The organism is Streptomyces sp. NPDC002138 (assembly GCF_040296485.1).
Lineage (GTDB): Bacteria > Actinomycetota > Actinomycetes > Streptomycetales > Streptomycetaceae > Streptomyces.
The window spans coordinates 202,341-227,739 of record NZ_JBEOXE010000001.1 but is presented as its reverse complement, the minus strand read 5'-3'; the positions used below and the strand labels follow the sequence as shown (position 1 = coordinate 227,739).

The 25,399-nt window shown below is 73.3% G+C and carries 19 protein-coding genes; 7 read left to right on the top strand and 12 right to left on the bottom strand.

The window, feature by feature from the left end:
- Positions 1-27: 27 nt before the first annotated feature.
- Positions 28-8,898, bottom strand: coding sequence for a type I polyketide synthase (locus ABT084_RS01110; protein WP_351037494.1), 8,871 nt, complete (start codon positions 8,896-8,898; stop codon positions 28-30).
- Positions 8,899-9,070: 172 nt separating this feature from the next.
- Between ABT084_RS01110 and ABT084_RS01105 the strand changes: the two genes are divergently transcribed.
- A complete protein-coding gene (locus ABT084_RS01105; protein WP_351037492.1) occupies positions 9,071-9,394 on the top strand; it encodes a DUF427 domain-containing protein in 324 nt (107 codons plus the stop codon).
- 191 nt (positions 9,395-9,585) lie between these two features.
- On the opposite strand, the gene ABT084_RS01100 is transcribed toward ABT084_RS01105, so the two are convergent.
- Together ABT084_RS01100 and ABT084_RS01095 are read right to left on the bottom strand one after the other, a co-directional pair.
- On the bottom strand, positions 9,586-10,326 hold the full coding sequence (locus ABT084_RS01100) for a dienelactone hydrolase family protein (protein WP_351037490.1): 741 nt from the start codon (positions 10,324-10,326) through the stop codon (positions 9,586-9,588).
- 245 nt (positions 10,327-10,571) lie between these two features.
- Positions 10,572-12,221, bottom strand: a complete 1,650-nt coding sequence (locus tag ABT084_RS01095; RefSeq protein ID WP_351037488.1) for a TlrC/CarA/OleB/SrmB family ABC-F type ribosomal protection protein — start codon at positions 12,219-12,221, stop codon at positions 10,572-10,574.
- 292 nt (positions 12,222-12,513) lie between these two features.
- Here ABT084_RS01095 and ABT084_RS01090 point away from each other — a divergent pair, with 292 nt between their 5' ends.
- Positions 12,514-12,639: a hypothetical protein gene (locus ABT084_RS01090; protein WP_351037486.1), complete on the top strand. Its 126-nt coding sequence runs from the start codon at positions 12,514-12,516 to the stop codon at positions 12,637-12,639.
- Positions 12,640-12,736: 97 nt separating this feature from the next.
- Positions 12,737-12,898 carry a hypothetical protein gene (locus tag ABT084_RS01085; RefSeq protein ID WP_037792689.1) on the top strand — a complete coding sequence of 54 codons (162 nt, stop codon included), beginning with the start codon at positions 12,737-12,739 and terminating at the stop codon, positions 12,896-12,898.
- A gap of 105 nt (positions 12,899-13,003) precedes the next feature.
- On the opposite strand, the gene ABT084_RS01080 is transcribed toward ABT084_RS01085, so the two are convergent.
- The 4 genes from ABT084_RS01080 to ABT084_RS01065 form a co-directional block, all read right to left on the bottom strand.
- Positions 13,004-13,414, bottom strand: a complete 411-nt coding sequence (locus ABT084_RS01080; protein ID WP_351037484.1) for an ATP-binding protein — start codon at positions 13,412-13,414, stop codon at positions 13,004-13,006.
- Between the two features lie 205 nt (positions 13,415-13,619).
- A complete protein-coding gene (locus ABT084_RS01075) occupies positions 13,620-14,066 on the bottom strand; it encodes a DUF2267 domain-containing protein (RefSeq protein WP_351037482.1) in 447 nt (148 codons plus the stop codon).
- Positions 14,067-14,124: 58 nt separating this feature from the next.
- Positions 14,125-14,520, bottom strand: coding sequence for a DUF2267 domain-containing protein (locus tag ABT084_RS01070; protein ID WP_351037480.1), 396 nt, complete (start codon positions 14,518-14,520; stop codon positions 14,125-14,127).
- 123 nt (positions 14,521-14,643) lie between these two features.
- Positions 14,644-15,078: an Hsp20/alpha crystallin family protein gene (locus ABT084_RS01065; protein WP_351037478.1), complete on the bottom strand. Its 435-nt coding sequence runs from the start codon at positions 15,076-15,078 to the stop codon at positions 14,644-14,646.
- Positions 15,079-15,206: 128 nt separating this feature from the next.
- Between ABT084_RS01065 and ABT084_RS01060 the strand changes: the two genes are divergently transcribed.
- Together ABT084_RS01060 and ABT084_RS01055 are read left to right on the top strand one after the other, a co-directional pair.
- A complete protein-coding gene (locus ABT084_RS01060; RefSeq protein WP_351037476.1) occupies positions 15,207-15,929 on the top strand; it encodes an HSP18 transcriptional regulator in 723 nt (240 codons plus the stop codon).
- A 177-nt stretch (positions 15,930-16,106) separates the two neighbouring features.
- Complete coding sequence (locus ABT084_RS01055) at positions 16,107-17,624, top strand: hypothetical protein (protein WP_351037474.1); 1,518 nt, start codon at positions 16,107-16,109, stop codon at positions 17,622-17,624.
- On the opposite strand, the gene ABT084_RS01050 is transcribed toward ABT084_RS01055, so the two are convergent.
- The gene (locus ABT084_RS01050; protein WP_351037472.1) at positions 17,621-18,847 is read right to left on the bottom strand and encodes an enoyl-[acyl-carrier-protein] reductase FabV; all 1,227 of its coding nucleotides are present in this window, start codon (positions 18,845-18,847) and stop codon (positions 17,621-17,623) included. The two genes, ABT084_RS01055 and ABT084_RS01050, sit on opposite strands and share 4 nt — an antisense overlap.
- Before the next feature lie 474 nt (positions 18,848-19,321).
- On the opposite strand from ABT084_RS01050, the gene ABT084_RS01045 reads away from it, so the two are divergent.
- Positions 19,322-19,537: a DUF6243 family protein gene (locus ABT084_RS01045; protein WP_351037470.1), complete on the top strand. Its 216-nt coding sequence runs from the start codon at positions 19,322-19,324 to the stop codon at positions 19,535-19,537.
- 183 nt (positions 19,538-19,720) lie between these two features.
- Here the strand turns inward: ABT084_RS01045 and ABT084_RS01040 are convergent, their stop codons facing one another.
- The 4 genes from ABT084_RS01040 to ABT084_RS01025 form a co-directional block, all read right to left on the bottom strand.
- Complete coding sequence (locus ABT084_RS01040) at positions 19,721-20,170, bottom strand: hypothetical protein (RefSeq protein ID WP_351037469.1); 450 nt, start codon at positions 20,168-20,170, stop codon at positions 19,721-19,723.
- Between the two features lie 129 nt (positions 20,171-20,299).
- Positions 20,300-21,139 (bottom strand): phosphatase PAP2 family protein, encoded by an 840-nt coding sequence (locus ABT084_RS01035; RefSeq protein ID WP_351037467.1) that lies wholly within the window; start codon positions 21,137-21,139, stop codon positions 20,300-20,302.
- Positions 21,140-21,229: 90 nt separating this feature from the next.
- Positions 21,230-22,183 (bottom strand): YihY/virulence factor BrkB family protein, encoded by a 954-nt coding sequence (locus ABT084_RS01030; RefSeq protein ID WP_351037466.1) that lies wholly within the window; start codon positions 22,181-22,183, stop codon positions 21,230-21,232.
- Positions 22,184-22,404: 221 nt separating this feature from the next.
- Positions 22,405-24,246, bottom strand: coding sequence for a bifunctional phosphatase PAP2/diacylglycerol kinase family protein (locus ABT084_RS01025; RefSeq protein ID WP_351037465.1), 1,842 nt, complete (start codon positions 24,244-24,246; stop codon positions 22,405-22,407).
- Between the two features lie 627 nt (positions 24,247-24,873).
- Between ABT084_RS01025 and ABT084_RS01020 the strand changes: the two genes are divergently transcribed.
- A complete protein-coding gene (locus ABT084_RS01020; RefSeq protein ID WP_351037463.1) occupies positions 24,874-25,356 on the top strand; it encodes a MarR family winged helix-turn-helix transcriptional regulator in 483 nt (160 codons plus the stop codon).
- The last annotated feature ends 43 nt before the right edge of the window (positions 25,357-25,399 follow it).

Genomic DNA, 25,399 nt, shown 5'->3' with positions numbered 1-25,399 from the left:
CCGCGCCGTCGCCGCGGGCGCCGGGGGTCAGCGGTGGAGCAGGCCGGTCAGCCAGTCGTGGACGGTGCCGGCGGTGGAGCGTGCGTGCCCTTCCAGGAGGGTGAAGTGGTCGCCCGGGACGATGACTTCGGTGTGGGGCAGGGGCCAGGCGGGGGCCGGTGCGGTGCCGGGCAGTGGTTCCCCGGCCCGGACGAACAGGGTCGCAGCCGCCGACCGCGTGGGGCGCCAGCCGGAGTACAGGCTGAAGTACCCGGCCATGGCCGTGAGGCGATCGGTGTCGGCGGAGGCGAATCGGGCCGCCCGGCTCAGCATGTCGGACGTCATCGGGGAGAGGGCTTCGTCCGCGTCGGCGCGGACGGCGGGGTAGGTGTCCAGCAGGATGACGGCGACGGGGGCGGTGTCCTCGGCCGCCAGCCGTTCCGCCACGGCCTGGGCCGCCCAGCCGCCCGCGGAGCGTCCGAGGAGGGCGAACGGCTCGCCGCCCGCGGCGGCGCGGACGGCGGCGGCCTGGGCCGTGACGAAGGCGTCCAGCGTGGCCGGCAGCGATTCCGGACGTTGGAACCCCGGATGCGGCAGGGCGGTGACCGGCCGGAGTCCGCGCAGTCCCCGGGCCAGCCGGGCGTACTCCTGCGGTCCGGAGAGCGCGCTCAGCGCCGGGAAGCAGAGCAGCCGGGGACCCGTTCCTCCGGAGGCGAGCGGGACGGCCGCCGGTGCCGCGTGCGGCGCCCCGGCGCGGTCGAAGACCGGGCGCAGGCGCGCGGTGATCGTCAGCAGCCCCATCGCGTCCATGGTCCGTCCCCGTGCGCAGGCGGTGCGGAACAGCCCGCCCAGGGAGTCCGGGAGCGGTTCTCCGGCCGTCGGGGCGCCCGTCGCGGTGGCGGGAGTCGCCTCCTGCACCGTGTCGGTCGTGGTGTGGCTGGGGGCGGCCGCGGCCCGGGGCGGCTCGGCCGCGTGTACGGCGTACCGCTCTGCGAGGTGGGTGGCGACCGCGCGGGGGGTCGGGAAGTCGAACAGAAGGGTGGGCGGGAGCGTGGAATCCGTCGCGGTCGCGAGGCGGTTGCGCAGCTCGACGGCGGCCAGCGAGTCGAGCCCCCAGTCCGCCAACGGGTCGTCCGGGTCGATCGCCTCGTCGTCCTCGGTGTGACCGAGCACCCCGGCCGCGAGCGCCTGTACCTCGGCGAGCAGCAGGCCGACGCGCTCCTCCGGCGGCGCGGCGGCGAGCCGTCGGGTCAGGGCGGCGGTCGGCGCGCCATGTCGTCCAGCCGGGCCGCTCGGGGCGATGGGGGCGGTCTGGTCGATCGGTTCGGTGAGTTGTTCCGTGAGTTGTTCGGTGGGTCGCGTGAGTCGGGTGCGTCGGGCGGCGGTCGTACGGGAGCGGCCAGCGGTCGCGAGGGCCGGATCGAGGCGGGCCGCCACCGGGGCCGGGTCGCCGCCGCGGACAGCCGCGTCGAGGAGCGCGAGGCCCTCCTCCGGTGCGAGCGGGGCGAACCCCGCGCGAGCCATCCGCCGTAGGTCCCGCTCCGTGAGGTGCGCCATCATGCCGCCGCTCTGCCGCCAGGGGCCCCAGGCGATCGAGGTGCCCGGCAGAGCGAGGCGGTGGCGATGGCGGGCCAGGGCGTCCAGGACGCAGTTGGCCGCCGCGTAGCCGGCCTGCCCGGCGGAGCCGAACACCCCGGCCACGGAGGAGAAGAGGACGAACAGCGCGAGGTCCCGGTCCGCGGTCAGCTCGTGGAGCGCGAGGGCGGCGTCCGCCTTGGGCCGCAGCACCCGGTCGAGCCGTTCAGCGTCGAGCGCCGTGACGATGCCGTCGTCCAGAACTCCCGCGGTGTGCACCACCCCGGTCAGCGGGTGAGCCGCCGGTACGTCGTCGAACAGGGCCGCGAGTGCCTGCCGGTCGGCGACATCGCACGCGCGTACCGTGACCCGGGCGCCCCGTGCGGTCAGTTCGGTGCACAGCTCGGTCATCCCGGGTGCCGCGGAGCCGCGTCGGGCGGCGAGCAGCAGATGGCGGACGCCGTGCGCGGTGACCAGGTGACGTGCTGTCATTATGCCCAGCGAGCCGGTCGCGCCGGTGACCAGGACGGTGCCTTCCGGGTCGAGCCGACGGCCGGGACGCGCCTCGGCCACATCGGCCGCCATGACGGGTACGACGGGCACGCGCAGGAGGTCCGGTACGTGGGCCACCCCCTGCCGTACGGCCGTCTCGGGCTGCCCGCCCGACAACAGAGCGGGCAGTGCGGCCGTGGAGCCGGGGTCGCCGTCCAGGTCGATCAGGACGAAGCGGCCCGGGTTCTCCCGCTGCGCCGAGCGGATCAGTCCCCACACCGGTGCCTGGGCGAGCCCGGGTGCGTACGCACAGGCGTCCTTGGCTGGATCGGTAGCGGTATCGGGATCGGGATCGGTTCCGGTGAAGGCATCGGTGTCGGCCTCGGCGGCGCCCGTGTCGACGGCGCCCGTGTCGACGGCGCCGGTGGTGACGACGGCCAGGCGGGAGTCGGCCAGGCGGGGCTCCGCGAGCCATGCCTGGACCAGTGCCAGGGCCCATCGTGCCGTCCGGTGCATCTCCCCGGCCGGGTGCGGCTCGGAGTCGCCGTCCGTGGCGGCGACTCGGGGTGCCGGGCACAGGGCCACGACGACAGCCGGTGCGGCGGCGGCCGCCGCCGCGAGGTCGCGGTATACCGGGACGCCGGAGTCCGCGGACGCCAGGACGTCCCGCGACCCGGCCTCGGCCAGTACGCCCCACGTGGGCGGTCGACCGGCCACGGGCGGCTGCGGCGAGCGGGCCCAGCGCACCCGGAAGAGCGATGCGGCAGGGGTTTCCGCCGCGGTGGAGGCGGTACGTGACGAGGGCAAGGGGCGCAGGTTCAGCCGGCGGATCGTCGCGACGGGAGCGCCCGCGCCGTCGGTCAGCTCCAGCCCGATACCGCCGTCCGCCTCGTGGTACCCGTGGCCGGACCGCGCGTCCGCCGTCTCGGCGTGGCTGTCCGGGCCGGGTGCGGCGGGCGGCGCCATGCGCACCCGCACCCGCACCCGCCGTGCGCCGGAGGCGTGCAGGCGTACCCCGGTGAAGGAGAACGGCAACGCCACCGCTCCCCCGCCCGGTTCGTCCTGGGAAGACGCCTCCTCCCCCGGTGCCTCGTCCTCCCCTGGTGCCTCGTCCTCCCCCGGTGGCCGGTCCTTCGCCGCCGGGAGGGCGGCGAGGGCCACCGTGTGCAGCGCCGCGTCGAGGAGTGCCGGGTGCAGGGCGAATTCCGCCGCGCCCTTCCGTGGCGCCGCGGCGTCGGCGGCCTCGGGCAGGGCCACCTCGGCGTACACCTCGTCACCGAGGCGCCAGGCGGCGCGCAGCCCCCGGAAGGCGGGCCCGTAGTCGAGTCCGGAGCGGGCCAGGCGTGCGAACACACCGCCGGCCGGATGCTGCGCCCGTGGGGATCCGTCGAGGTCGAGCGGGACGGCGCCCGGCGGGGGCCAGGGGCGGTCCGCCGCCGTGGCGGAACGGTTCGGGGTCGGCTCCCCCTGCGGCACGAGCGTACCGATGGCGTGCCGCTGCCAGGGGCCTTCGCCCGTACTGGCGTCGTGGCGGCGGGCGTGGAAGGTGACGGCCCGTCGGCCCGTGCCGTCCGCGCCCGCCACCTTCACCTGGATGTCGACGCTGCCCTCCGAGGGCAGCGGCAGGGGCGCGGTCAGGGTGAGTTCGTCGACGACCGGCGTCCCCGCCTGCGCTCCGGCGTACAGGGCCATCTCCACGAACGCGGCCCCTGGCAGCAGGACCGTGCCCGCCACGACGTGGTCGGCCAGCCAGGGGTGCTCGCGGAGGGAAAGGAGGCCGTCGAACAGCAGGCCGCCGTCGTCCGCCGTGGCCGTCCGGGACCGCAGGAACGACCGGGCCGGGCCGCCCGGCGCGGGCGCGGGCCGCTGCGGCGGGTCGGCGTCCAGCCAGTAACGGCGGCGCTGGAACGCGTACGTGGGCAGCGCGGTGCGCCGCCCGCCACGCCCGGCGAAGACGGCTCGCCAGTCGACCGGGACCCCGTGCGCGTGGAGCGCGGCCACGGTGTCGAGCAGCGCGCCCGCCTCCGGTCGTGCGCCGCGCAGGGTCGGGAGGACCAGCGGCGCCGGGGCATCGGCCCGAGCGCCGGTAGAGCTGTCGCCGGGTACGCCGTCGCCCGCGGCCGGGGCTCCAGCCGGTGCCGGGGCGGGCTGCGGTGGGGTGAGGCAGGTGCGCGCCATGGCGGTGAGTACGCCGTCCGGGCCGAGTTCCACGAAGTGGGCCGCCCCGCGCTCGCGGAGGTGCGCCAGAGAGTCGGCGAACCGGACCGGTCGGCGCACGTGGTCCACCCAGAACTCCGGGGTGCGCAGCTCCTCTGCACCGGCCGTGCGCCCCGCCACCGCGCTCACCAGCGGGAGTTCGGGGGCGGAGAAGGACAGCCGTCCCACCACCTCCGCGAACTCGGCCAGCATGGGCTCCATCTGGGCCGAGTGGAAGGCGTGGCTCACGCGCAGCGGCGCCGTGGACCGGCCCCGCTCCCGGAAGTGGGCGAGGGTCTCGCCCACGGCGGCCTCGTCGCCGGACACCACCACCGACGCGGGCCCGTTGACAGCGGCGATCTCCACCGCCCGTGCCGCCTGCGCCAGATATGCGGAGACCTCGTCCGCGCCGGCCGCCACGGCGCCCATCGCGCCGCCCGGCAACGCGTCCATCAGCCGGCCGCGGGCCGCCACCAGGGTGCAGGCGTCCGCGAGGGACAGGATCCCGGCGGCGTGGGCCGCGGCCACCTCTCCGATCGAGTGCCCGGCCACCAGGTCGGGGCGCACTCCCCAGGATTCCAGCAGCCGGAACAGGGCGGTTCCCAGGGCGAAGAGCGCCGGTTGGGCGAACCGGGTCGCCCCCAGCAGAGCGCCGGTCTCGGTGCCTTCGTCGGCGAACACCACGTCCCGCAAGGGCTTCGGCAGCAGCGGGTCGAAGAGCGCGCAGGACGCGTCGAAGGACCGCGCGAAGGCGGGGTGCAGCGACCGCTGTCCGTACAACTCCCGGCCCATGCCAAGGCGCTGGCTTCCCTGCCCGGTGAAGAGGAGGGCGAGGGAGCCGTGCGTCCGGGCCGCGCCGGTGTGCACGGCCGGTCGGCGCCTTCCCTCGGCCACGGCCTGCAAGGAGGACAGCAGTTCCGCGCGGTCCCGGGCCACCACCACGGCCCGGTGCTCGAAGGCCGAGCGGGTGGTGGCGAGGGAGTAGGCGATGTCGACCGGCTTCGCGTCCGGGGTGGCGGTGGCGGCGAGCCGCTCCTGCAGTCGCCGGGCCTGGTCCCGCAGGCCCGGTCGGCTCCGGGCCGACAGTACGAACGGCAGCGGAACCGGCGACGGCACCGGCCCGGGGGCAGGCCCCGACCCGGGCGTGTGCGGTGGCGTCGCCGGGTCGCTGCCCTCCGTGGGCCGCCCGGCGCCCCGCGCGTCGGCAGGAGCGGCGGGTCCGGGGTGCCGGTCCTGCGGGCGGTCCTGCGGCCGCTCCTGCTGCCGGTCCTCGGGCGGGGCCTCTTCGAGGACCACGTGCGCGTTGGTTCCGCTGATGCCGAAGGAGGAGACCCCGGCCCGGCGCGGGCGGTCCGCCTCGGGCCACCGCACTGCCCGGGTCAGCAGCGCCACCCGCCCCGACGGCCAGTCCACAGCGGGGTTCGGCTCGTCCGCGTGCAGGGTGCGCGGCAGGACGCCGTGCGCCATCGCCTGCACCGTCTTGATCACGCCGGCCACTCCGGCGGCGGCCTGGGTGTGGCCGATGTTCGACTTGACCGAGCCCAGCCAGAGCGGGCTTTCCCGCGGCTCCCGCCCGTAGACGGCCAGGAACGCCTCCGCCTCGATGACGTCTCCCAGCCGGGTGCCGGTGCCGTGCGCCTCGACCGCGTCGACGTCCGCGGGCGTCAGCCCGGCGTCGGCCAGGGCCTGGCGGATCACCCGCTGCTGCGCCGGGCCGTGCGGGGCGGTCAGCCCGTTGCTCGCCCCGTCCTGGTTCACCGCCGAGCCGCGCACCACGGCCAGGACCGCAAGCCCCGTACGGCGTGCCTCGGACAGCCGGCTCAGCAGCAGCATCCCGGCGCCCTCGGCCCACCCCGTGCCGTCGGCGCCCGCCCCGAACGCCTTGCAGCGGCCGTCAGGGGACAGTGCCCGCTGTCGGCTGAACTCCACGAACGACGAGGGGGTGGACATCACCGTGACCCCGCCGACCAGCGCGAGGGCGCACTCGCCCCGGCGCAGCGCCTGGGCCGCCAGGTGCAGGGCGACCAAGGACGAGGAGCAGGCCGTGTCCACGGTGATCGCCGGCCCTTCCAGGCCGAGGGTGTACGCGATCCGGCCCGAGGCGACGCTGCCGGCGTTGCCGATGCCGAGATAGCCCTCCACCTGCGCGGGCGTCACCGCGAACCGGCCCGCGTAGTCGCTGTACATCAGCCCCGCGTACACCCCGGTCGCCGATCCGCGCAGGGACCGGGGGTCCATCGCGGCATGCTCGACGGCCTCCCACGCCACCTCGAGGAGAAGCCGGTGCTGTGGGTCCATCGCCAGGGCCTCGCGGGGCGAGATGCCGAAGAAGCCCGCGTCGAAGCGGTCCGCGCCGGAGAGGAAGCCGCCCTCGCGCACGTACGTACGCCCGGGGCGGCCCGGGTCGGGATCGTAGAGCCCGTCGGTGTCCCAGCCCCGGTCGGCGGGGAACGGACCGATCGCGTCCGTACCGTCGGCCACCAGCCGCCACAGCTCCTCGGGGGTGCTCACCCCGCCGGGGTAGCGGCAGGCCATCCCTACGATGACCACCGGATCGTCGTCATCTCCACCGCCACCGCCACCGCCACCGTCGTCGTCGTCCGGGCGGACCGGGGCCGCCCCCGGTGATAGCGGTCCGGTGCCTGCCTGCTCGGCGGCGTCCAGCGATGCGAGGTGGGCGGCAAGCGCGGCGGTCGTCGGGAAGTCGAAGGCGACGGCTTCGGAGAGCGGCAGGCCGGTCGCCGCGGACAGCCGCTCCCGCAGCACCATCGCCGTCAGCGAGTCCATGCCGAGGTCCCGCAGCGCGGTCCCCGGCTCCACCTCCTCGGGCGCGCAGCCGAGTACGTCCGCCGCCGCGCGCCGCACCAGGGCCAGTACGTCCGCCGCCGAGCGCCGGACGGGAGCCGTCGGGCCCGTTGACGCCTGCTCGTGCGGTGCCGTTCCCAGCGACCGCGCGGGCAGGTCGGCGAGCGCGCGCCGGCGTACCTTCCCGGAAGCGGTACGGGGGATGCGGTCCACCTCGTACAGCGCGGCGGGGACCTTGAAGGCGGAGAGTTCCCGGCGGCAGGCGGCCAGGATGCCGGCGGGGTCGAACCCGCGGTCGACCTCGATGTCGACGCCGTCGCCGTCGCCGACACCGTGGCCCTCGCCGACGCCGTGGTCGACGCCGTGGCCGCGCTCGCGGACCAGGTAACCGACCGGCACCTCGCCGAAGACGGGGTGCGGGCGTCCGGCCACGGCGGCGTCCGCCACCCCGGGCAGCCCTCGCAGGACCGCCTCCACCTCCGAGGGGTGGATGTTCACCCCGCCCCGGATGATCAGATCACCGGCCCGGCCGGTGATGACCACTTCCCCGCGGGCGTCCACCCGGGCCAGGTCGCCGGTGCGGAACCAGCCGTCGCGCAGCACCTCGGCGGTGTCCTGCGGCCTGCCGTGGTATCCGGCCATCACGCCGGGCCCACTCACCCACAACTCGCCCTCGCCGACGTCTCGTCCGGCCACGCCGCCGCCGACCCGGACCCGGGTGCCCGGCAGGACCCGGCCGCACGACTCGGCCGCCGTCGTGTCGCCCGGCGCCGCCATGGTGACCGGTCCCAGCTCGGTGCTGCCGTAGTGCTCCAGGTAGGGGACGCGGCAGGTCGCCTCGAACGACCGGCGGAACGCGGGCCCCGCCGAGGCACCGCCGCTGACGCACCCGCGCAGGGCTCCCGTGCCGAGGCCCGCGCCGTCGCGCACCTCGTCGAGCAGGGCCGAGTACGTCGTCGGCACCCCGCCGAGGAGGGTGTACGGGGCGTCCGTACGGCGCAGTTCGGCGCGTACCTCCGCCACCGTGAACCGGGTCAGGATCATGGCGCTCGCCCCGGTCGCGGCCGCCCCCACCACGCAGACCACGTGGCTCATGGCGTGGTGCAGCGGCAGGGGCCACAGCAGCCGGTCCTGCCGGGACATCCCCAGGACGCCGACGAGTCCGGCGGCCACCGGTGCGAGCCGGTTGCGTTGGGTGAGCAGTACGCCCTTGGGGGTGCCGGAGGAGCCGGAGGTGTACAGCAGCCAGGCCACTTCATCGAGCCCGAGGTCGTCCCGGGCGGGCGTCTCCGGTTCGTTGCCCACCAGTTCCTCGTAGCGCAGCAGGCCGCTGTCCGCGCTGCCCGGCCGCGGGTGGCTCGGCCCAGCCGGTTCCGCGGGCGGGTACGGGCGTCCGCGTGCCGGCGCGGCGGTGTCACGCTCTTCCGCGGACTCGGCCACCAGCACGACCAGCCCGGGGCGCGCCGCCAGGAGCGGCCGCAGCCGCGCCAGCCGGGTGGGGTCGGTGATGATCACGCGGGCGTCACTGTCGTCCAGCAGGTACGTCAGCTCCGCCGCCGTGCCGGCGGGATCCAGCGGCACGCCCACCGCGCCGGCCCGGGTGACGGCGAGCAGGCTCTCGACCGCCTCGACGCGGTTGCCGAGCAGGATCGCCGCCCGCTCCCCCCGCGCCAGGCCGAGCCCCGCCAGATGACCCGCCAGGCGCCCGGTTCTGCGTTCCAGCTCGCGGTAGGTCAGCCGGGTACGGCGGTCCTCGAAGGCCACCTTCTCCCCGATGCTCCGGGCGTGCTCTCGCAGCAGCACCGGGAGCGGCCTGACGATGTCCGCGTCTGTCGCCACGCGATCGCTCACCTGCTCGAAACCTCCTGAGTGGACTCGTCGTTGAGGATGCCGCCACGGCCCGACGGGTTCCTTCACGGTGGCACGAACTGGTCAGGCAGGCGCACGTCGATGCGGCTGATGCCTCACGGCGCCCCTCAGGGGCCGCGGGAAGAATTCCCCGGCCGGGTGCGCTGAGGAACGTATGACACGTGGACACGAGATCACCATCGACCAGGGCAACGAGCACGTGCGCGTCGTGAAGGACGGGCGGGTACTGGCCGACAGCAGGCGCCCCCTGGTGCTGCGCGAGACGGGGTGCCCCCCGCGGTACTACCTGCCGCCCGAGGACGTGCGCACCGACCTGCTGACCCCTTCCGAGACCCGTACCCACTGTCCGTTCAAGGGGGACGCCGGCTACTGGTCCGTACCCGGCGCCACCGACCTCGCCTGGGCGTACGCGGACCCCAAGCCGGACGTCGCCGCGATCAAGAACCACCTCTGCTTCTACGACACCGAGATCGTCTGAACCACCTGGGGTGCCGCGGCCCCCTGCCCGTCGGCCCGGTGTCTGCGCCCCTTCCCGTACCACGGGCCCCTGCCAGGAGTCTGGCAGGGGCCCGTGGTGCAGAGAGCCGAGGCGAGCCAGGACCTGTCCCTAGAGGAGCGGTGCCCCGGCCCGGCACGGCCACCGTCTGCCGGTGGCCTGACGGCCCGGCGTCACTTCAGGTGCCGGGTGAAGAACTGGGCCGCCGCGTCCCCCGCGAACTGAGGCACGCCGGTGTGCCCGCCCGTATTGGCGTGCAGCGTCTTCTCCTTGGAGCCGAAGGCGTCGAACAGGTCCAGGGCCGCCTGCCGGTCATTGCCTTCGTCGTCCCACTGCAGCAGGACGTGCAGCGGAATGGTGACCTGGCGGGCCTCCTCGAGTACGGCGCGCGGGATGAAACTCCCGGCGAACAGAACCGCGGCCGAGATGCGCGGCTCGACCACCGCGAGCCGGGTCCCGATGGAGATCACTCCCCCCGAGTACCCGACCGCGCCGCCGATCTCGGGCAGCGACAGGAGGGCGTCCAGGGCGCTCTGCCATTCGGGGACCGCCTTGTCGACCAGGGGGAGGACGAGGGCGTCAATGATCTCGTCGGTGACCGGCTCGCCGGCCGCCATCACCCGGCGCAGGTCGGCGCGGGCCTGCTCGGCGGCGGGCCAACGGGGCCGGTCGCCACTCCCGGGCAGCTCGATGGTGGCGGTGGCGAACCCGTCCGCCGCGGCGTGCAGGGCCCGGGCCACCAGCCGGGGGTACATCGTGCGCAGCCCGAGAGGAGCAGGGCCGGCCAGGATCAGCGGCGTGGGTGCGGACGCGGACGCGGATGCGGGCGTCCACAGGATGCCGGGGATCTCGCCGAGGGTGAATTCGCGTTCGAGGACAGCGTCGTCGAGACGCTGTTCAGAAGTGAAGTGCATGGTCGTACCTTTCGGAAGTGCCATGGAACGGCGCTCCCGGACGACCTATCGCCCGACCGTGGCCCCAGAGGGGAGCACCCATGTCGATACTGCGTTCACGGGTACCACCTCCTCGGTCTCTTGCACGGCCTCCGGCAAGATAGCAGTGGCCGCCGTGGTACCGCCAACGGGTTTTCACGGCGACTTTGTGGCGACCGCGACGGCGTCGCCGGTGCACGGCTGGGGCCCGCGGCGACCTACGGGCTTCACCTCACTGTCGGCTCCTGCGGCGGGGCGAGGTGGCCGCCATTGAGTTCCACCTGGGTGCCGACGAAGCGGGCGCGCATACGGCGGTCGTGGGTGACGATGACGACCGCGCCTTGGTAACCGGCCAGGGCTCCTTCCAGTTCCTCGACCAAGGCCGGGGAGAGGTGGTTGGTGGGCTCGTCCAACAGCAGGAGGTCGACGGGGGCGCTGACCAGTCGGGCCAGCTCGATCCGGCGCCGTTGCCCATAGGACAGTTCACTCACCTTCAGGCGCAGGTCGGCCGGGCTGAACAGGCCGAGCGACAGCAGGTGATCGGTGTGCTCGTCCAGGTCGCCTCCGCGGCCGTCGGCGAACGCTTGCGGGAGGGTCAGGCCCGGCGGCCACGGTGTTTCCTCCTGCCTCAAGTGCCCCACTCGCCCCCGCGTGCGCACCGTCCCCTCGTCAGGCCGTAGTTCACCCGCCAGCACCCGCATCAGCGTTGTCTTGCCCGCCCCGTTGGGCCCCGTGACCAGGAGCCGTTCCCCGGCGCCGAGTCGCAGCGACGGCACGTGCAGCCGGTCCCCGACACGGATGCCCGTGAGTTCCGCCGCCTGCTGTGACGTCTGATCGCCGGTGGTGGTCATGCGGGCGGCGAACAGCAGCGGTTCGGGCGGTGGCGCGACGGGATGGTCCGTCAGTCGTTCGACACGCTCCTTCGCGTTGCGGATACGGACCGTCGCCCCGTGGCCGCGGCCGCGGGCCCGGAAGCCTCCGTGGCCGAACACGGCGAACGGCAGCTTGCGCGGAATCGCCTCCAGCCGTGCCACGTTCGAGGCGGCCAGCTTCTGGTTGCGGGCGAGCTCGGAGGACCAGTCCTCGTACTCCCGCAGACGACGCCGGCGCTCGGCCGCTTTGGCGGCGAGGTAGCCGTCGTAGCCGTCGCCGTGACGCGTCACCTTGCCCGCGCGGACCTCCAGGATCGTGGTGGTGACCCGTTGCAGGAACACCCGGTCATGGGTGACCGCGAGTACCGTGCCGCGGTGCGCCCTCAGGTGTGACTCCAGCCAAGCCATCGCCTGGTCATCCAGATCGTTGGTCGGCTCGTCCAGCAGCAACAGCTCCGGCTGGGAGGCCAGGGTCGCGGCCAGCGCCAACCGCGACCGCTCTCCACCCGACAGCGTGCCCAGGGCTCTGTCCCGGGCCAGGCTCGGGAGCCCGAGTCCGTACACGGCCGCCTCCACCCGGGCATCGGCCTCGTATCCGGAGCGCGCCTCGTACTGCGCGACCAGGTGCGCGTAGGCGTCCAGCCCGACGGCGAGCTCCGCCCCCGCCAGGCCCTGGAGCCCGGCTTCGGCGTGACGCATCCGTGCTTCGAGATCACGCAGTTCGGCGAGAGCCACGTCAACCGCGTCCTGGACGCTGGCCTCGGCAGGCAGGGCCAACGACTGGGCGAGGTAGCCCAGGCCGCCGGGCGCGATCACGGTCAGCTCGCCATTGTCGGGCCGGTCCTGCCCGGCGATCAGTCGCAACAGGGTGCTTTTTCCGGCTCCGTTGTCGCCGATGATGCCGGCCCTCTCGCCCGGCTTGAGGCTGAAGGACACGTCGGCCAGCACGACGTGGTTGTCGTAGCGGCGGGTGACGTTCTGAAGAGATAGCTGTGCGGTAAGCATGCAAAAGTCCCCTGTTCTCGGCCGAGCCGATCGGAACCGGTGGATGGACGCATCCGCGCGCAAGGACACTCCGCGGCTCGCCGGGCAGGCGGCATCACGGAAGAAGAGCGCGATCGCGGATGAGAACGCGCGACGGCGGAGCCAAGCTCAACGCGGTCGCGCGGGGACTGTCAGAGGGAACCCATGCACAACACCGTAGGGCGCGAATTCGCGCGCCTGCAAGCCATTTCCTCCCGACAGCAGAGACCGAGCAGCCGTTGCCTGCCGCCGCGTCCGGAGCGAGCGCCGAGGAGTGGGCCGACCCGACTGGCGCTGGCAGATGCGCCACCGGATCACGACGCTGCCCGCGCTGCGTCGCTGGATCGAGGTGACACCGGCCGAGGAAGCCGCGATCGCGGGCGTCAAAGCGGGAAGGTGAGCATTGCTCGTGCCCCGTCGGTGGGATAAGAAACGCATAAGATCGAGTGCATGGGCGGGCGGGGGCGGGGCAGGCGTGGGCTTGGAGGTTGATAACTATGGTTCCCCTGCTTCTCGTTCTTCTGCTGGCTCTGATCCTCTTCGGCGCGGGATTCGCGGTGAAGATCCTCTGGTGGGTCGCCATCGCCGTCCTGGTGCTGTGGCTCATCGGCTTCGTCGCCCGACCCAAGGGCGGCAGCGGACGCTGGTACCGCTGGTAGCAGCACCACGCCACGCCCACGAACAAGTCCACACGCGGTACGACGGTGGCCCGCCCCTCCACAGAGGGGCGGGCCACCGTCGTGCCCGCACCTGATCCGTTCACGTCACGCGGGTGTGGGTGGGCGGAAACAGGCGATGACCACCTTCCCCGTCGGGCAGGCCCGCACCGTCCAGTCGTCGGCCAGGGCGTCGACGAGGAAGACGCCGCGTCCGCCGTCACGGTCGATGCTCGGCGGCCGGAGGACGGGGACCTCGCGACTGCTGTCGTGAACGGCGATGTGGAGGCACTGCTCGTCCCACGTCATGACGAGCTGCGCACTGCTGCGCGCGTGTACGTGGGCGTTGGTGACCAGCTCCGAGACCGTCAGCAGGACATCGCACACCGTCTGGGGCGTGCCCTCGGTCCACGCCAGCGTGCGCAGATGTGCGCGGGTCCAGTCCCGGGCCGTCTTGGCATCGGTGTCCAGTGGCAGGGAACGCGCCCAGCCCACAGCTCGTACGGCGCGATGGCCCATGACAACGGTCCTTCCCTTCCCGGCCTGTTCCCGTCGTCTGCCCCGGCGGAAGGCTCCCACCCCGCGTGAAAGGGATGAAGGGAAGGGATGGGACGTGCGTACGAGGTACTGGGGGACGCCGACACGGCCGATGGCGCCACCGGGGACGCCGGTGGCGCCGAACGCGCGGCCCGCACCGCTGAGCCGGCGCGGGCGGCCAGCGCGGTCAGGCGGCGGCGGGGTGGGGCCGGCGCAGTTCCGCCTGGCCGAACAAGAGCGCGTAGCCATCGGGGAGTTGGTGCAGGATGCGGGCGACGAGGTCGGGTCCGGCGAGGCGGGTGACGACGGCGAGTACGGCGCCGGTGTCCCAGCGGGTGGTGGCGGGGGTGGCGCCGGTGCGGGCGGCGAGGTCCTTGACGAAGCCCCATCCGGTGAGGTGTTCGGTGGCCGGGATCTGGGCGGTCAGGCTGAGGGCCGCTTCGACGGGCAGGCACTGGGCGAGGTCGACGCGTTCGTGACCGGTGAGCTGGCGGCCGAGGGCGGCCAGGACGTGGTGGACGGCTTCCGCGGCGCGTTCGCGGGTGGGGTAGGCGCCTTCGTAGCGCACGCGTTCCAGCATCTGGTCGAACGTCATGGCCGTCCGGGACGGGTTCGATCGAGACTGGTCGTACATGGCTGCGGTTGCCTTTCTCTGCGAAGGGTCCGGGTGTGCGGACGGTGGACGTAAGGGGTCAGGTGGGCTGGGGGTGGCCGAAGAGGAGGTCGTATCCGTGGGGGAGCTGAAGGAGGACCTCGCGGGTGAGGACGTCTCCCGCAGCCGCGGCCACGGTGGACAGGACCGCGCCGATGTCCCACAGGGCAGTCTTCTCGGTGGCGCCCTCGATCCACGCCGCGGTCGCCCGGACGAACCGCTCGGGCGAGAGCGGCTCAGCGGCCTGCAACGGGTTGAGGAGGATCAGGGCGTACGTCTCGGGGAGGCGGGCCGCGAGCTCGGCCCGCACGCTGCCGACCAGATGCGCGCCCAGCAGGGCCAGGACGACACGGGCCACCCGCTCGGCCTCTTCTTCGGTTTGGTACTCGCCGCGCTCCTGGACGTGGGCCAGGAACGACTCCCTGCGCATCGGCATCACGTCACCTCCGGAAAGGGGTGAAGGGGGCAATGGAGTGAAGGGGCAAGGGGGTGCGGAGGGCGGGGTGCCGGAGGGGGATTCGGATCGCCGCGCCCTCCGCTGCCGGCTGTACGGGGGAGGTCAGCCGGAGATCTGCTTGCGGTCCGCTTCGCCGCCGATGCTGATCTTGCGGGGCTTGGCGCGCTCGGCGATCGGGATGCGCAGGGTCAGGACACCCGCCTCGTAGTCGGCCTGGATGCGCTCGGTGTCCAGAGTGTCGGCCAGGACGAGCTGGCGGGAGAAGACGCCGAGGGGCCGCTCGGAGAGCTCCATCTGCACGGTGTCGCTCTTGGTTGCCGGGCGGCGCTCCGCCTTCACGGTCAGCATGTTCCGCTCGACGTCGATGTCGATCGCCTCTGTGCTCACACCGGGAAGATCGAACGCGATCACATACGCGTCGCCTTCGCGGTAGGCGTCCATCGGCATGACGGACGGCTTCGACCACGTACCCGACGTGCCCGACAGCTGCTGGACGATCCGGTCCATCTCGCGGAACGGGTCAGTGCGCATCAACATCGCGAAACACCTCCAGTTGGTTCAGGCAGAGACTGCCAATGCGCTTCAACGTGCTTCCGTTGTAACATGTCATCGAAACGATGACAAGCAGGTCGTCATCTGGAGGATGACAAACGACGGAGAGCCCCGTGAACGACGCCACCCGCCCGCCCGCCCCGGTCCCCTTCCCCGCCGCCGCGGCAGCGCTGGAAGCCATCGACCGGTCCATGAAGAACGCGCAGCGATCTTCCGCGGCCACACCGGCCACACCGGACGCACCGGACGCACCGGACGCACCGACGACCGTCACGCCGCCCACGGCCGATACCGGCCCGGGCTCCGGCCCCGGCCCCCATCAGGCTCTGGCCGCGCTGCTGATGCTGCGCGAGGTCCGCGAACAGCTCGCCGGCTGGGAAAGCGGACTGATCGAAACCGCCCGCGGATACGGCGCGAGCTGGGCCGACCTCGCCGGCCCCCTCGGGGTCGCCAGCCGCCAGGCCGCGGAACGCCGCTACCTGCGCCTGCGCCCCGGCGCGGCGGGCAGCACCGGTGAGGAACGCGTCCAGGCCACGCGCGACACCCGCGCCGCCGACCGCACCGTCACCGCCTGGGCCCGCGACAACGCCGCCGACCTACGCCGCCTCGCCGGCCAGGTCACCTCCCTCGCCGGTCTGCCCGCCACGGCCGACGACGCGGTCGGCGACCTGAACCGGGCTCTCGCCCACGACGACGCCGCCCGCCTCGTCCGCCCCCTGACGGCCACCCGGGCCCACCTGCGGCCCCAGGACACCGACCTCGCCGAACGCATCGACGCCCTCACCCGGCACACGGAGCAGCTCCGACAGAACACCCACGACCAACGAAGCACGTGAACGTGACGGGGAGCCCCGGCCCCGCCCCAGGGCCGGGCCTCGCCCACCTTGCGGTATCCCCACGCCCGGTAGGCCGCGGACGCCGCCCGGCTCCCCGCGTCCGCCGCGCGGAGGAGCGGCGAACCTTCGTCGCCCGGCGAGGCGCGGTGCCACACTGACCGGCAAGGGGGTGGGGCCATGACAGATCAGCCGTTCCAGGCGCCGAAGAATCAGGGCGCCGCAGGGGGAACGCCGCCGGACCGGCGGGCGAACGCGGCCGAGTTGAAGACGGCGATGGAGGAGACGCTCAGGCTCAAGGGCAGCGAGATCACCACGTGGGCCCGTGCCCGGATCCGCTCGCTCGACACCACACTGGCCGCGGCGCTGCACGGTACGGAGTTGCGAGACCTCGACCAGCTGCGGCGCGCGGTGTGGAAGGAGATGCTCACCGAGGTGATCATGGCGCGAACCAACGCGCTGGTCGCCTCGCTGGGCGCGAAGCAGGCGGATTCGGTGGCGAAGGCGCTCAAGGCGCTCTCCGCGGCCCAGCACGGGCTCATGCTCTCCCAGGTGCACCCGTTGCTTCCGGACATGGCTTCCTACCTGGGCGGCCAGTTCGCCTACGACACGGATTTCTGGACCGGCGTCGAGCGGGAACTGGCCGCCTTCATGGCGGACATCGCCGCGTACGTCCAGCGGATGGTCAGGGTCGAGCGGATCGTAGCCCTGCGCATGGCGAGTCTCGACGAGAGTCGGACGCTCCTGCGGCAGCGGCTCGACGCCGCGACCGTCCTGCGGGGCAGCGTCGCCGCGCAAGGGCTGGAGCCGTACGTGGGACCGCTGTTGAAGCCGATCGTCCTGGAGTGCCAGGCCGCGCAGCAGGCCCTTCAGTCCCTGCCGGACGCTCTCCTGAACCAGACCGGCGACCAGCTGCGCACGGCCGCCGCAGCCACCGAACAGGCCCAGACACAGCTCGTCACCGACATCATCGGCCCTCCCATGGACCTGTGCGTGGCGGTGGAATCGCGGCTGCGCGTGAGGATGTCGCGCCTGACGCCCGAGACGCTGCAGCAGCTCCAGGTGGTGCCGAATCTGCCGGCCGAGAGTCGCACGGCGTACGTGAAGCTCCTCGACTTCTATCAGGTGCCGTGGATCCACTGCGTGTGCGCGTTGGAGCCGAAGGTGATCACGCGGCTCCTGGAGCGCTGCAGCCGCCCCACGGGCATGAAGGCGCTGAAGGACAAGGTGCCGACGCATGACACCACGAACCTGTCCATGGCCCTCGAGGTGCTCAACAACCCCAAGGACGAACCGGACGTCGCCTGCGGCAAGCTCAAGCAGCTCGGCTTCACCAGGATCCCGCTGCCGACCGGCGTCACCGCGCTGAGCTGGCACGGCGTCGGCCCGGCCTGGGCGCCGAAGGCGTTCTCCGCGTCGTCCATGGAGACCGACCTCGCGTGCATCAAGCACATGGTCCAGGAACTCGGCCCGAAACCTACCCTGGACAAGGTCGCCACGTACTTCCAGGACATGGTCAAGGCCTGCGTGACCGCGTGCGCCCAGTGGGTCAAGGAGGGGCGCCCGGCGACGTTCAAAGCCTCCCCCATCGAGGTCAACGGCGCCGAGTGGCACATATCCGTGCGCAACGTCGCCGACAATCCGCAGGTGTTCCACATCGACAGCGGCTACGAGGCGTCCGTCTGGACCACGCGCTAGGTCGTCGGCGATGCGTACGGGTGGTTCGAGTGCTGCGGCTCGGGCCAGGCGATGGTGGTCTCGTCGGGCTGGTCGTAGTCGACACCATCGAGGCCCCATCCGTACAGCTCACGGAGCTGGGCCATGAACCAGGTGGCGCCTTCGGCCGAGCGCGCCAGTCCGGCGTGCGGGTCGGCCCACAGCTCCCGGACCTGGTCCTGGACCTTCGGGTCGAGCTCCCAGCCGTCGAGGCGGATGCGGCCCTGCTCGTCGGTGACGAGTGCGGTGGCGCCGGTGAGCTGGTCCCACAGGTCTTCTGCCTGCTGAGCGGTGGTGCGGAAGCCGTCACCGAGGACGGTGTGGAGGAAGGCGGTGTACAGGGCGATGGAAGGGATGGCGCTGGATGCCTGGGTGACCGCCGCCCCGGCGACGGCGGTGAACGCCCGCTGGCTGCCGACGAGGACGGTGTCGTTGAGCTCCCCGGCCGTGTTCTCCAGGTGCTGCTTGGCGGCGCCGATGGTGCCCTGGCGGTAGACGGGGGCGGTCAGTTCGGAGCCGATGTAGGTGAGGGCGGCGGTGGTGAAGCGGTCGGCGAGCAGGGATCGCCCGGCGAGGGCCTTGACCCACAGCTGCCAGTCGGCGCCGCCCATGACCTGCACGGTGGCCTCGGTCTCTTCTTCGGTGGCGGGTTCCAGGTGGAGGCTGGTGACCTTGGCGGTGCCGTCGGAGAAGTCCAGCGCGGGGGCCTGGTAGGGCCGGCCCAGGGGCTTGATCACCGAGTGGTGGACGGTGCCGGTGACCGGGTCCGTGCGGCGGGGCGCGGCGAGGCTGTAGATCAGGTGGTCGACCTTGCCGAACCGCTTCTCCACCAGGTCGAGCACTTCGGCCTTGCCCTGTTCGGAGAAGGCGTCGGTGTTGACGAAGGCGAAGTCGTTGCCCGCCTCGTCGGCGAGGCGGGCGGCGGCCGCGGTGCGGTACCAGCCGGCGGTGGCGGTGCGCCGTTCGGTCTCGGCGCCCTCGTAGGCGACGCCGACGCCCCGGATTCCGTGCTGTCGGAGTCCTGTGAGGAGGGTGGCCAGGCCGTAGCCGGCGCTGTGGCCGAGGAGGAGGACCACCGGGCCGCTGCCGTCGGTGCGGGCCGGGATCCGCTCCCACATCCGTTCGACCGTGGCGGCGGAACCGGTGGGGTGGGAGTTGACGATCAGGAAGCCGCGCTGTTTCGGGTCGATCTGCCGGAGGCTCACGAGGTGGGTCCGTTCCGCTGGTGGGTGTGGGGCCGTCGATGCCCAAGTGGTGCTGGAAGTGGGCCTCTTCTGGGAGCGTAACGGCGGCGCGGGTGGCTGATCCGTGCGATCAAGGTACGGAGAATCCGCTCGCGCGTTGTGGGGTCCGGCATTGACGGCTCCCCCGTGCGGCCGACGCGTGCCGCTGGTCGCTGGCGGTCGCGTGCCGCTGGTCGATGGCGAGTGCGGGGCGGTGCGGCAGCTGTCGGGAGGCCGGCCCGCACCGGGTGCTCACCCCAGGTCCGGGCGCCGCCGGGCGGTGGAAGTCTGGTGTTCGGGGCCGGCGGAACAAGGTAACGTCTTTGTCATGTTCTTCCAGGCACAGATTTACGAGTGAGAGCGTGACGGGCCCTTGCTGACGCCCTCCGACGTCGCCGCGCCCGTCCCCCACCGATGAATCCGTAGATCACTTCACATCACCACCGGGGAGAACCCGTGACCGACAGCAAGAACATCAACAACCCCGTGGGCCAGGGCGGCGGCCAGCGCAAGAAGCTGTCCCGCGCGGAACGGCAGAACAACGGTCCGCACCGCAACCGCGACCGCCAGGGTGCCGCCGACCAGAAGGCGGAGCTGGTGCGCAAGATGCGCGAGAAGGCACACTCGGCCGAGGCCGCCGAGCAGGCGGGCGACGACACCGCACAGAGCTGACGCACCGCCGCCGCACGGCGGCACCGCACGGGGCAGGGCCCGGACCGCGACACGCGGTCCGGGCCCTGCCGCCGTATCCGGACCCGGCCGGTCCCGCCACCAGCGGCCGAAACCCGGGGTCGGGCCGCAGCGCGCACGTCGTCATGCCGGACCGAGCCGAGGAATGACGGGTTCGCGCTCGGCTCACCGCCCGGGCTGTACCGGGCGCAGGCGGGAGACGGCGTGTTCCTGGCCGGTCGTGCCCTCGCGAATGGCCTGCGCACGGTCCATGATCCCCCATCCCGCGCCGCCCTCCGCGTTGACCTCGTCGCGTACGTCCCGCACGCCGTAGTGCCTGTACAGCTGCTCCTCCTCCGCCATCGAGAGCACGTTCCCGCAGTCCAGCGCCGCGCAGGGAGCCTGCTCGATCAGCGCCACCGGGTAGGGGACCACCAGGTGGCCGTCTTCCCACTCCGCCTGCCGCAGCGGGACGAACACGCCGCCCAGCCCCGATGTCCGGTCGATGATCCGTACCCATTCGGGCCTGCCGGTGGTGTCGTCCACCAGGACGTACTCCACCTGCCCCAGGCGCTGCCCGTGGTGGGTGTGCGCCGCGCATCCGGCCATGGCCGGGAGCTGGTCCTCGGTAATCACTGCTGCTCCTTGCTTCGCTGCCCTGATTGCTGTCGTCCGTCGGCTACCCGCCCGAGCCGGGGGGAAGCGCCGCGCGGGCGGCGATCCGGTACTCGCGAGTAGAGGTGGTGTGAGTGCGGAACGACCTGGTCAGCGGTCGTGTGCCGTGACGTCCACCGGCGGTTCGGGGTCCGCCGAGGGCAGCTCCGGCTCCAGGCCCTCCGCCACGTCGGCGGGCGGCAGCCCGGTGTCGGCCCGCCAGGCCTGGAAGACGAGCGTGGTGGCGGTGACCACGACGAGTCCCAGCAGCCAGCCACCGACCACGTCGCTGACCCAGTGCACGCCCAGCGCGACCCGGGTGTAGCCCACGCCGACCACGGTGGTCACGGCCAGGACCCAGGCCACGGGACGCCAGGCCCGGGGCACCATCGGGAGCAGGACCAGCAGCAGCACCGCGCAGGACGTGGTGGCCGTCATCGCGTGTCCGGAGGGGAAGGAATAGCCGGGGGCGTGCGAGACGGGGTCGGGCAGCTGCGGCCGGGCCCGCTCCACCGCGTTCTTGACCAGCAAGCCGATCTGGCTGCCGGCGAGGGCGGTGACGGCCGCCCACGCGGCCAGCCGCCAGGCGCGCCGGACCAGCAGCCACACCACCAGTGCGGCCACCAGCAGCCGCATCGTCACCGGATCCCACAGGACGCCGGTGAGGAACTCCAGCACGCGCACCCACGCCGGGTGGGCGAGGGCGGTCTCGTGCAGCCGCTGCGCCGTCCCCCGGTCGAGCCGGGAGAGCGGGGACCACCCGGACTCGACGAGCACCAGCGCGAGCGCGAAGGGGACGGCCGTCACCGCGGCGGCGGCCGCGGCCAGGATCAGCCGGGTGCCGTACGTCGCGTCGGGCCCGGAGTGGCGGGCCAGGAAGGCCCGGAGGGGCCGGACGAGCCGGGCGAGTCGGGCGGACAGCCCGGGGCGGCGGGTGGTGCGCTGTGCCATGGTGGCGGCGCCTCCGTTCGGGTCGGAAGGTCGGGGGTGGGCCGGGTGCCGCGGAACGGGCCCGTGCCCCGGGGCCGCGGGCCGGGCGGGTCAGACGCCCGGGTCCGCCACGATCGGATCCTTGACGCCGGCGCGTACGGCTTCCAGCTGGGCCGCGAACGACAGCCCGAGGAAGAGCGCCATCGAGGTGAGGTAGGACCACAGGAGCAGGGACATGACCGCGCTGAGCGGCCCGTACACGCTGCTGAAGGAACCGCTCGCGCCGACGTACAGGCTCAGCCCCCACGTGGCCGTCAGCCACAGCACCAGGTAGACCACCGCGCCGAAGGCCAGCCAGGTGTAACCGGGCTGGGCGCGGCGCGGGGAGAGCCGGAAGACCGCGCTCGTGGCCAGCACCGCCAGCAGGACCCCGACGGGCCAGCGCAGGATCTCCCACGCGCGGGTGGTGTCGGGGCCGAGCCGGTATACCTCGGCCACCGCGCGCGTGAGGTCGTGGCCGAGGACCGTGAGGATGAAGCTGAGTCCCAGCGGGAAGCCGGCCAGGGCGGCCATGAGCAGTCCGCGCGTGTACTTGCGCAGGAACGGCCGGTCGCGCTCGTTGCCGTAGATGCGGTTCGCGCCGCGCTCCACCTGGCAGAGCCCGGTGGTGACATTGACGAGTGAGAACAGCAGGCCGAGCCAGAGCGCTGCCTGGCCGCCGTCGCCGCCGTGACGCCTGCTCTGGCCCAGCGCGTCGTCGACGAGGTGCTGGCTGGGCCCGCTGGTGGTCTGGCGGATCGTCAGTTCGACGACGCGGCCGACCTCCTCGGAGTGCAGGACGCCGGACAGGCCGACGGCCGCGATGGCCAACGGTACGAGGGTCAGTACGGTCTGCAGGGCGAGCGCGCGGGAGTGGCTGAAACCGTCGGCGTAGCGGAAGCGCACGAAGGAGTCGCGCGCCAGGCTCCAGCCGCCGTAGCGGCGCAGGGCTGCCCAGGCCTCGTCGGCGGACAGCTCCTCGCCCTCCACGTCGCGTCTCTGCGGAACCCGTGTCGCGGTGCCCATCGTTTCCCTGCCTGCCTGTGTCCGTCGTGGTGTGCGTGCCGTCGTGGTGTCTGCCGTCGCCGTGTGTGCCGTTGCGGGGTGTGCCTTCGCCGTGGGTGCCTTCGCCATGCGTGCCGTTGTGCGGTGTGCCTTCGCCGTGTGTGCCTTCGCCGTGTGTGCCGTTGTGCGGTGTGCCGTCGCCGTGGGTGCCGTCGCGGGGTGTGCCGTCGCGGTACGGGAGTTCAGCGGTGCGGGGCCAGCGCCGTGTCCGGATCCGTGCTCGGGACGGTGCCGGCATCCGCGCCCGGGGCCGTGCCGGGCTCCGTGCCCACGGCCGTGCCCGGGGCCTCGGCGCCGCCCTCCGACGGCCGGGCCCGCGGCGCGGGCAGCGCCTCGGGCCGGGTTCCGGGCAGGGTCCCGGACCGCACCCGTGGCAGCCGTACGCGCAAGGCGCCGGGCTCGATCTCGGCCGTGAGGCGGGCGCCGCAGGCGATGGCGTCCCCGTCCATCTCCCGGGGCTGCGGGGTGGCGCACCGGATGTCGACCCGGGTGGCGCCGAAGTACTCCAGCGCGCCCCCGGCCACGCCCCCCGCCCCGGCTCCGGGCCCCCGGGGGGCCGCTTTCCGCAGGGCCCGCCGGGCGAGGTGAGCGGCTGCCGCGAGCCACCCCGCGGGGCCGCTGGGCGCGAACAGCACCACGTCGAACCGGCCGCTGTCGGCCCGGGCCTCCGGCAGCAGCGGCAGCCCGCCCTGGAGCACGCCGACGTTGCCGATCACCACCATCCGGGCCCGGCGCCGGAGTCGGCGCCCGCCGTCGAGCCGGATCGTCAGCCGGATTCCGGGGTCCCCGAGGTGGCGCAGGGCCGATACGACGTACGCGGCCCAGCCCATCCGGGACTTGAGGCGCGGCGAGGCGTCCTGGACCATGGCCGCGTCGAAGCCCGCGCCCGCCATCACCACGAACCGGGTCGGCTCGATGCCGTCGCCCCGCATCCGGCCCACGTCGATGCCGTGGCTTTCGCCCGACAGGGCCTGGTCCAGGGCGGTCAGGGGGTCCAGGTCGAGTCCCAGGTTCCGGGCGAGGAGGTTGCCCGTACCGCACGGCACGACCACCAGGCCGGTGTCGGTGCCCGCAAGCAGTTCGGCGCAGGCGCGGACCGTGCCGTCGCCGCCGCAGACCACGACGAGCGCGACCGGCCCGGCGTCGAGTGCCGCGGCGAGTTCCCCGCACGGGAGTTCCTCGCTGGTCGCGATCCACTGCTGCTCGGCGAGACCGTGCCGGGTGAGCACGGCCCGTACGCGGTCGGCGAGTTCGGCATCGCATCCGTGCGGATGCCGTACGACGACGGTACGTCCGGCGCCCCTCGGCGAGTCGGGCGGAGCCGGGGCGGCCTCGGAGGGCTTCTCCCCCGGCTCCGGGACCCGGCGGCGGCCGACCAGCAGGACCGTCCCGATCACGACCAGCGTCACGGCGCCGTTGAACAGGCCGCCCAGCACGTCGGTGGGGTGGTGCATGCCCCGGTACAGGCGCGAGGTCGCCACCGCGAGGGGTACCAGCAGCAGGAGCCCGGCCACGGGCCGGCGCCAGGCGCCGCGGATCCGTACGAGGGTCAGTACGGCAAGGCCTCCGTACAGGGCCATGGACGCGCCCACGTGTCCCGAGGGGAAGCTGGACGTCGGCGGCGCGAGGTCGAGGTGCGGGACATCGGGGCGCGGGCGTTCCACGACCAGCGTGATGAGGAGGAACATCGCGGACTGGACGGCGACCGACGCGGCGAGGAAGCCCGCCTCGGCCCAGCGCGGCGCCGGCGGTGTCAGCAGCAGCGCCAGCACGCAGACCAGCGTGAAGCCGGTGATCACCTGGGTGTTCGCCAGCAGCGACAGCCATTGCGTGAGCCCGTTGAGGGCCGCATCGCGGTGGGTGGCCAGGAACCGGTTGACCCCGTCCTCCGCCGACAGCGGCCAGTACCCGGCGAGCGGGCCGGTCACCAACCGGCCGATGGCCATCAGCAGCACCACGTGCACCGGCAGTACGAGCAGGAGCCGGGCGCGTCTCGCGGCCCCCGGGCCGCCGCTCCCGCTCACGCGAGGACCGCCGTGGGTGCGACCGCGGTCGGTGCGACCGCGGTCGGTGCGACCGCCATCGGGGCGGCTCCGACCGCACGCGCCCGCGCACCGGAGCGGTCCCGCGCGCCAGAGCAGTCCGGCGCACTGCACTCCTCGTAGCGCGGGCGATGTGCCTGCGCGCGGGCCTGGGGAGGCATCAACACGGGGATTCCCTTCGCTAGCCCGGTCGTTGTCCCCCGCCTGCCCACCAACGCCCCGCAGATGCGCCGCACTCGAGCGCCCGTGGCACCCGTGGCGCCCAGAGCCCGGAAGCGATGCCGCCGCGCTGTTGACCCACGCCACTGACACACGCCACTGCCCCACCCCACACAGGGCCTTCACAGGACCTTTGCGAGGGCAACAGCGGGGCTCACGCGCAGATGGAATCCCGGTACGGGTACACCCTGACCACACCGCGTGACCAGGCGACAGACCGGCATTCAAGCTGGACACCGACACAAAACCCGCCCCCAGGCCGCCCACCTGCAACTTTACTTTCGCCACGGCTCGCCTTTGTCAAGTCTTTAGCCACGAGGCGCCCTCATGATTTGCCTGGAGCAACCAACTATTTTTATGGTTGCCCGAAGCAACGATGCGGGAGGCGCAATGGCCGAGCGGGCGCAGTACGAGGAATTGGCTCGCGAACTCAGTGCCATCGGCGCCGTGAAGAGGGACCTGGGGCGGATCCTGCCCCCGGACTGCCCGGCCGGTTCGGCCGCCGTGCTGCACCTGTTGGACCGGCACGGAGACATGCGGATGAGCAGGCTCGCCGAGCTGCTGTCCGTGGACATGTCGGTGACCAGCCGCCACGTCGCGCACGTCGCGGACCGGGGCTGGATCGAGCGCGAACCCGACCCGGCCGACGGACGCTCCCGCATCCTGCACCTCAGCGCCGCCGGGGAGGAGCAGCTCGACGAGCTCGCCCGGCGCTCGTCGCGGCTCCTCGCCGACCGGTTGAGCGACTGGTCGGACGACGAGGTGAGCCGGCTCGTCCGGCTCATGTCCCGGCTGCGCGAGAGCTTCGGTGACTGCCGGTCCCCCCGGCGGGCACCGGCCACGACTGACCTGATCACCCGTACACCCGCATGAAGAACGTTAGGAAGCCCATGGCAACGACCACACCAGCAGGTGT

What these genes read in the sequence shown, in the direction of transcription:
- ABT084_RS01105 (WP_351037492.1), top strand. Translation starts at nt 9,071, where the DNA reads ATGACACGTGGACACGAGATCACCATCGACCAGGGCAACGAGCACGTG.
- ABT084_RS01100 (WP_351037490.1), bottom strand. Translation starts at nt 10,326, where the DNA reads ATGCACTTCACTTCTGAACAGCGTCTCGACGACGCTGTCCTCGAACGC.
- ABT084_RS01095 (WP_351037488.1), bottom strand. Translation starts at nt 12,221, where the DNA reads ATGCTTACCGCACAGCTATCTCTTCAGAACGTCACCCGCCGCTACGAC.
- ABT084_RS01085 (WP_037792689.1), top strand. Translation starts at nt 12,737, where the DNA reads ATGGTTCCCCTGCTTCTCGTTCTTCTGCTGGCTCTGATCCTCTTCGGC.
- ABT084_RS01080 (WP_351037484.1), bottom strand. Translation starts at nt 13,414, where the DNA reads ATGGGCCATCGCGCCGTACGAGCTGTGGGCTGGGCGCGTTCCCTGCCA.
- ABT084_RS01075 (WP_351037482.1), bottom strand. Translation starts at nt 14,066, where the DNA reads ATGTACGACCAGTCTCGATCGAACCCGTCCCGGACGGCCATGACGTTC.
- ABT084_RS01070 (WP_351037480.1), bottom strand. Translation starts at nt 14,520, where the DNA reads ATGCCGATGCGCAGGGAGTCGTTCCTGGCCCACGTCCAGGAGCGCGGC.
- ABT084_RS01065 (WP_351037478.1), bottom strand. Translation starts at nt 15,078, where the DNA reads ATGTTGATGCGCACTGACCCGTTCCGCGAGATGGACCGGATCGTCCAG.
- ABT084_RS01055 (WP_351037474.1), top strand. Translation starts at nt 16,107, where the DNA reads ATGACAGATCAGCCGTTCCAGGCGCCGAAGAATCAGGGCGCCGCAGGG.
- ABT084_RS01035 (WP_351037467.1), bottom strand. Translation starts at nt 21,139, where the DNA reads ATGGCACAGCGCACCACCCGCCGCCCCGGGCTGTCCGCCCGACTCGCC.
- ABT084_RS01030 (WP_351037466.1), bottom strand. Translation starts at nt 22,183, where the DNA reads ATGGGCACCGCGACACGGGTTCCGCAGAGACGCGACGTGGAGGGCGAG.
- ABT084_RS01020 (WP_351037463.1), top strand. Translation starts at nt 24,874, where the DNA reads ATGGCCGAGCGGGCGCAGTACGAGGAATTGGCTCGCGAACTCAGTGCC.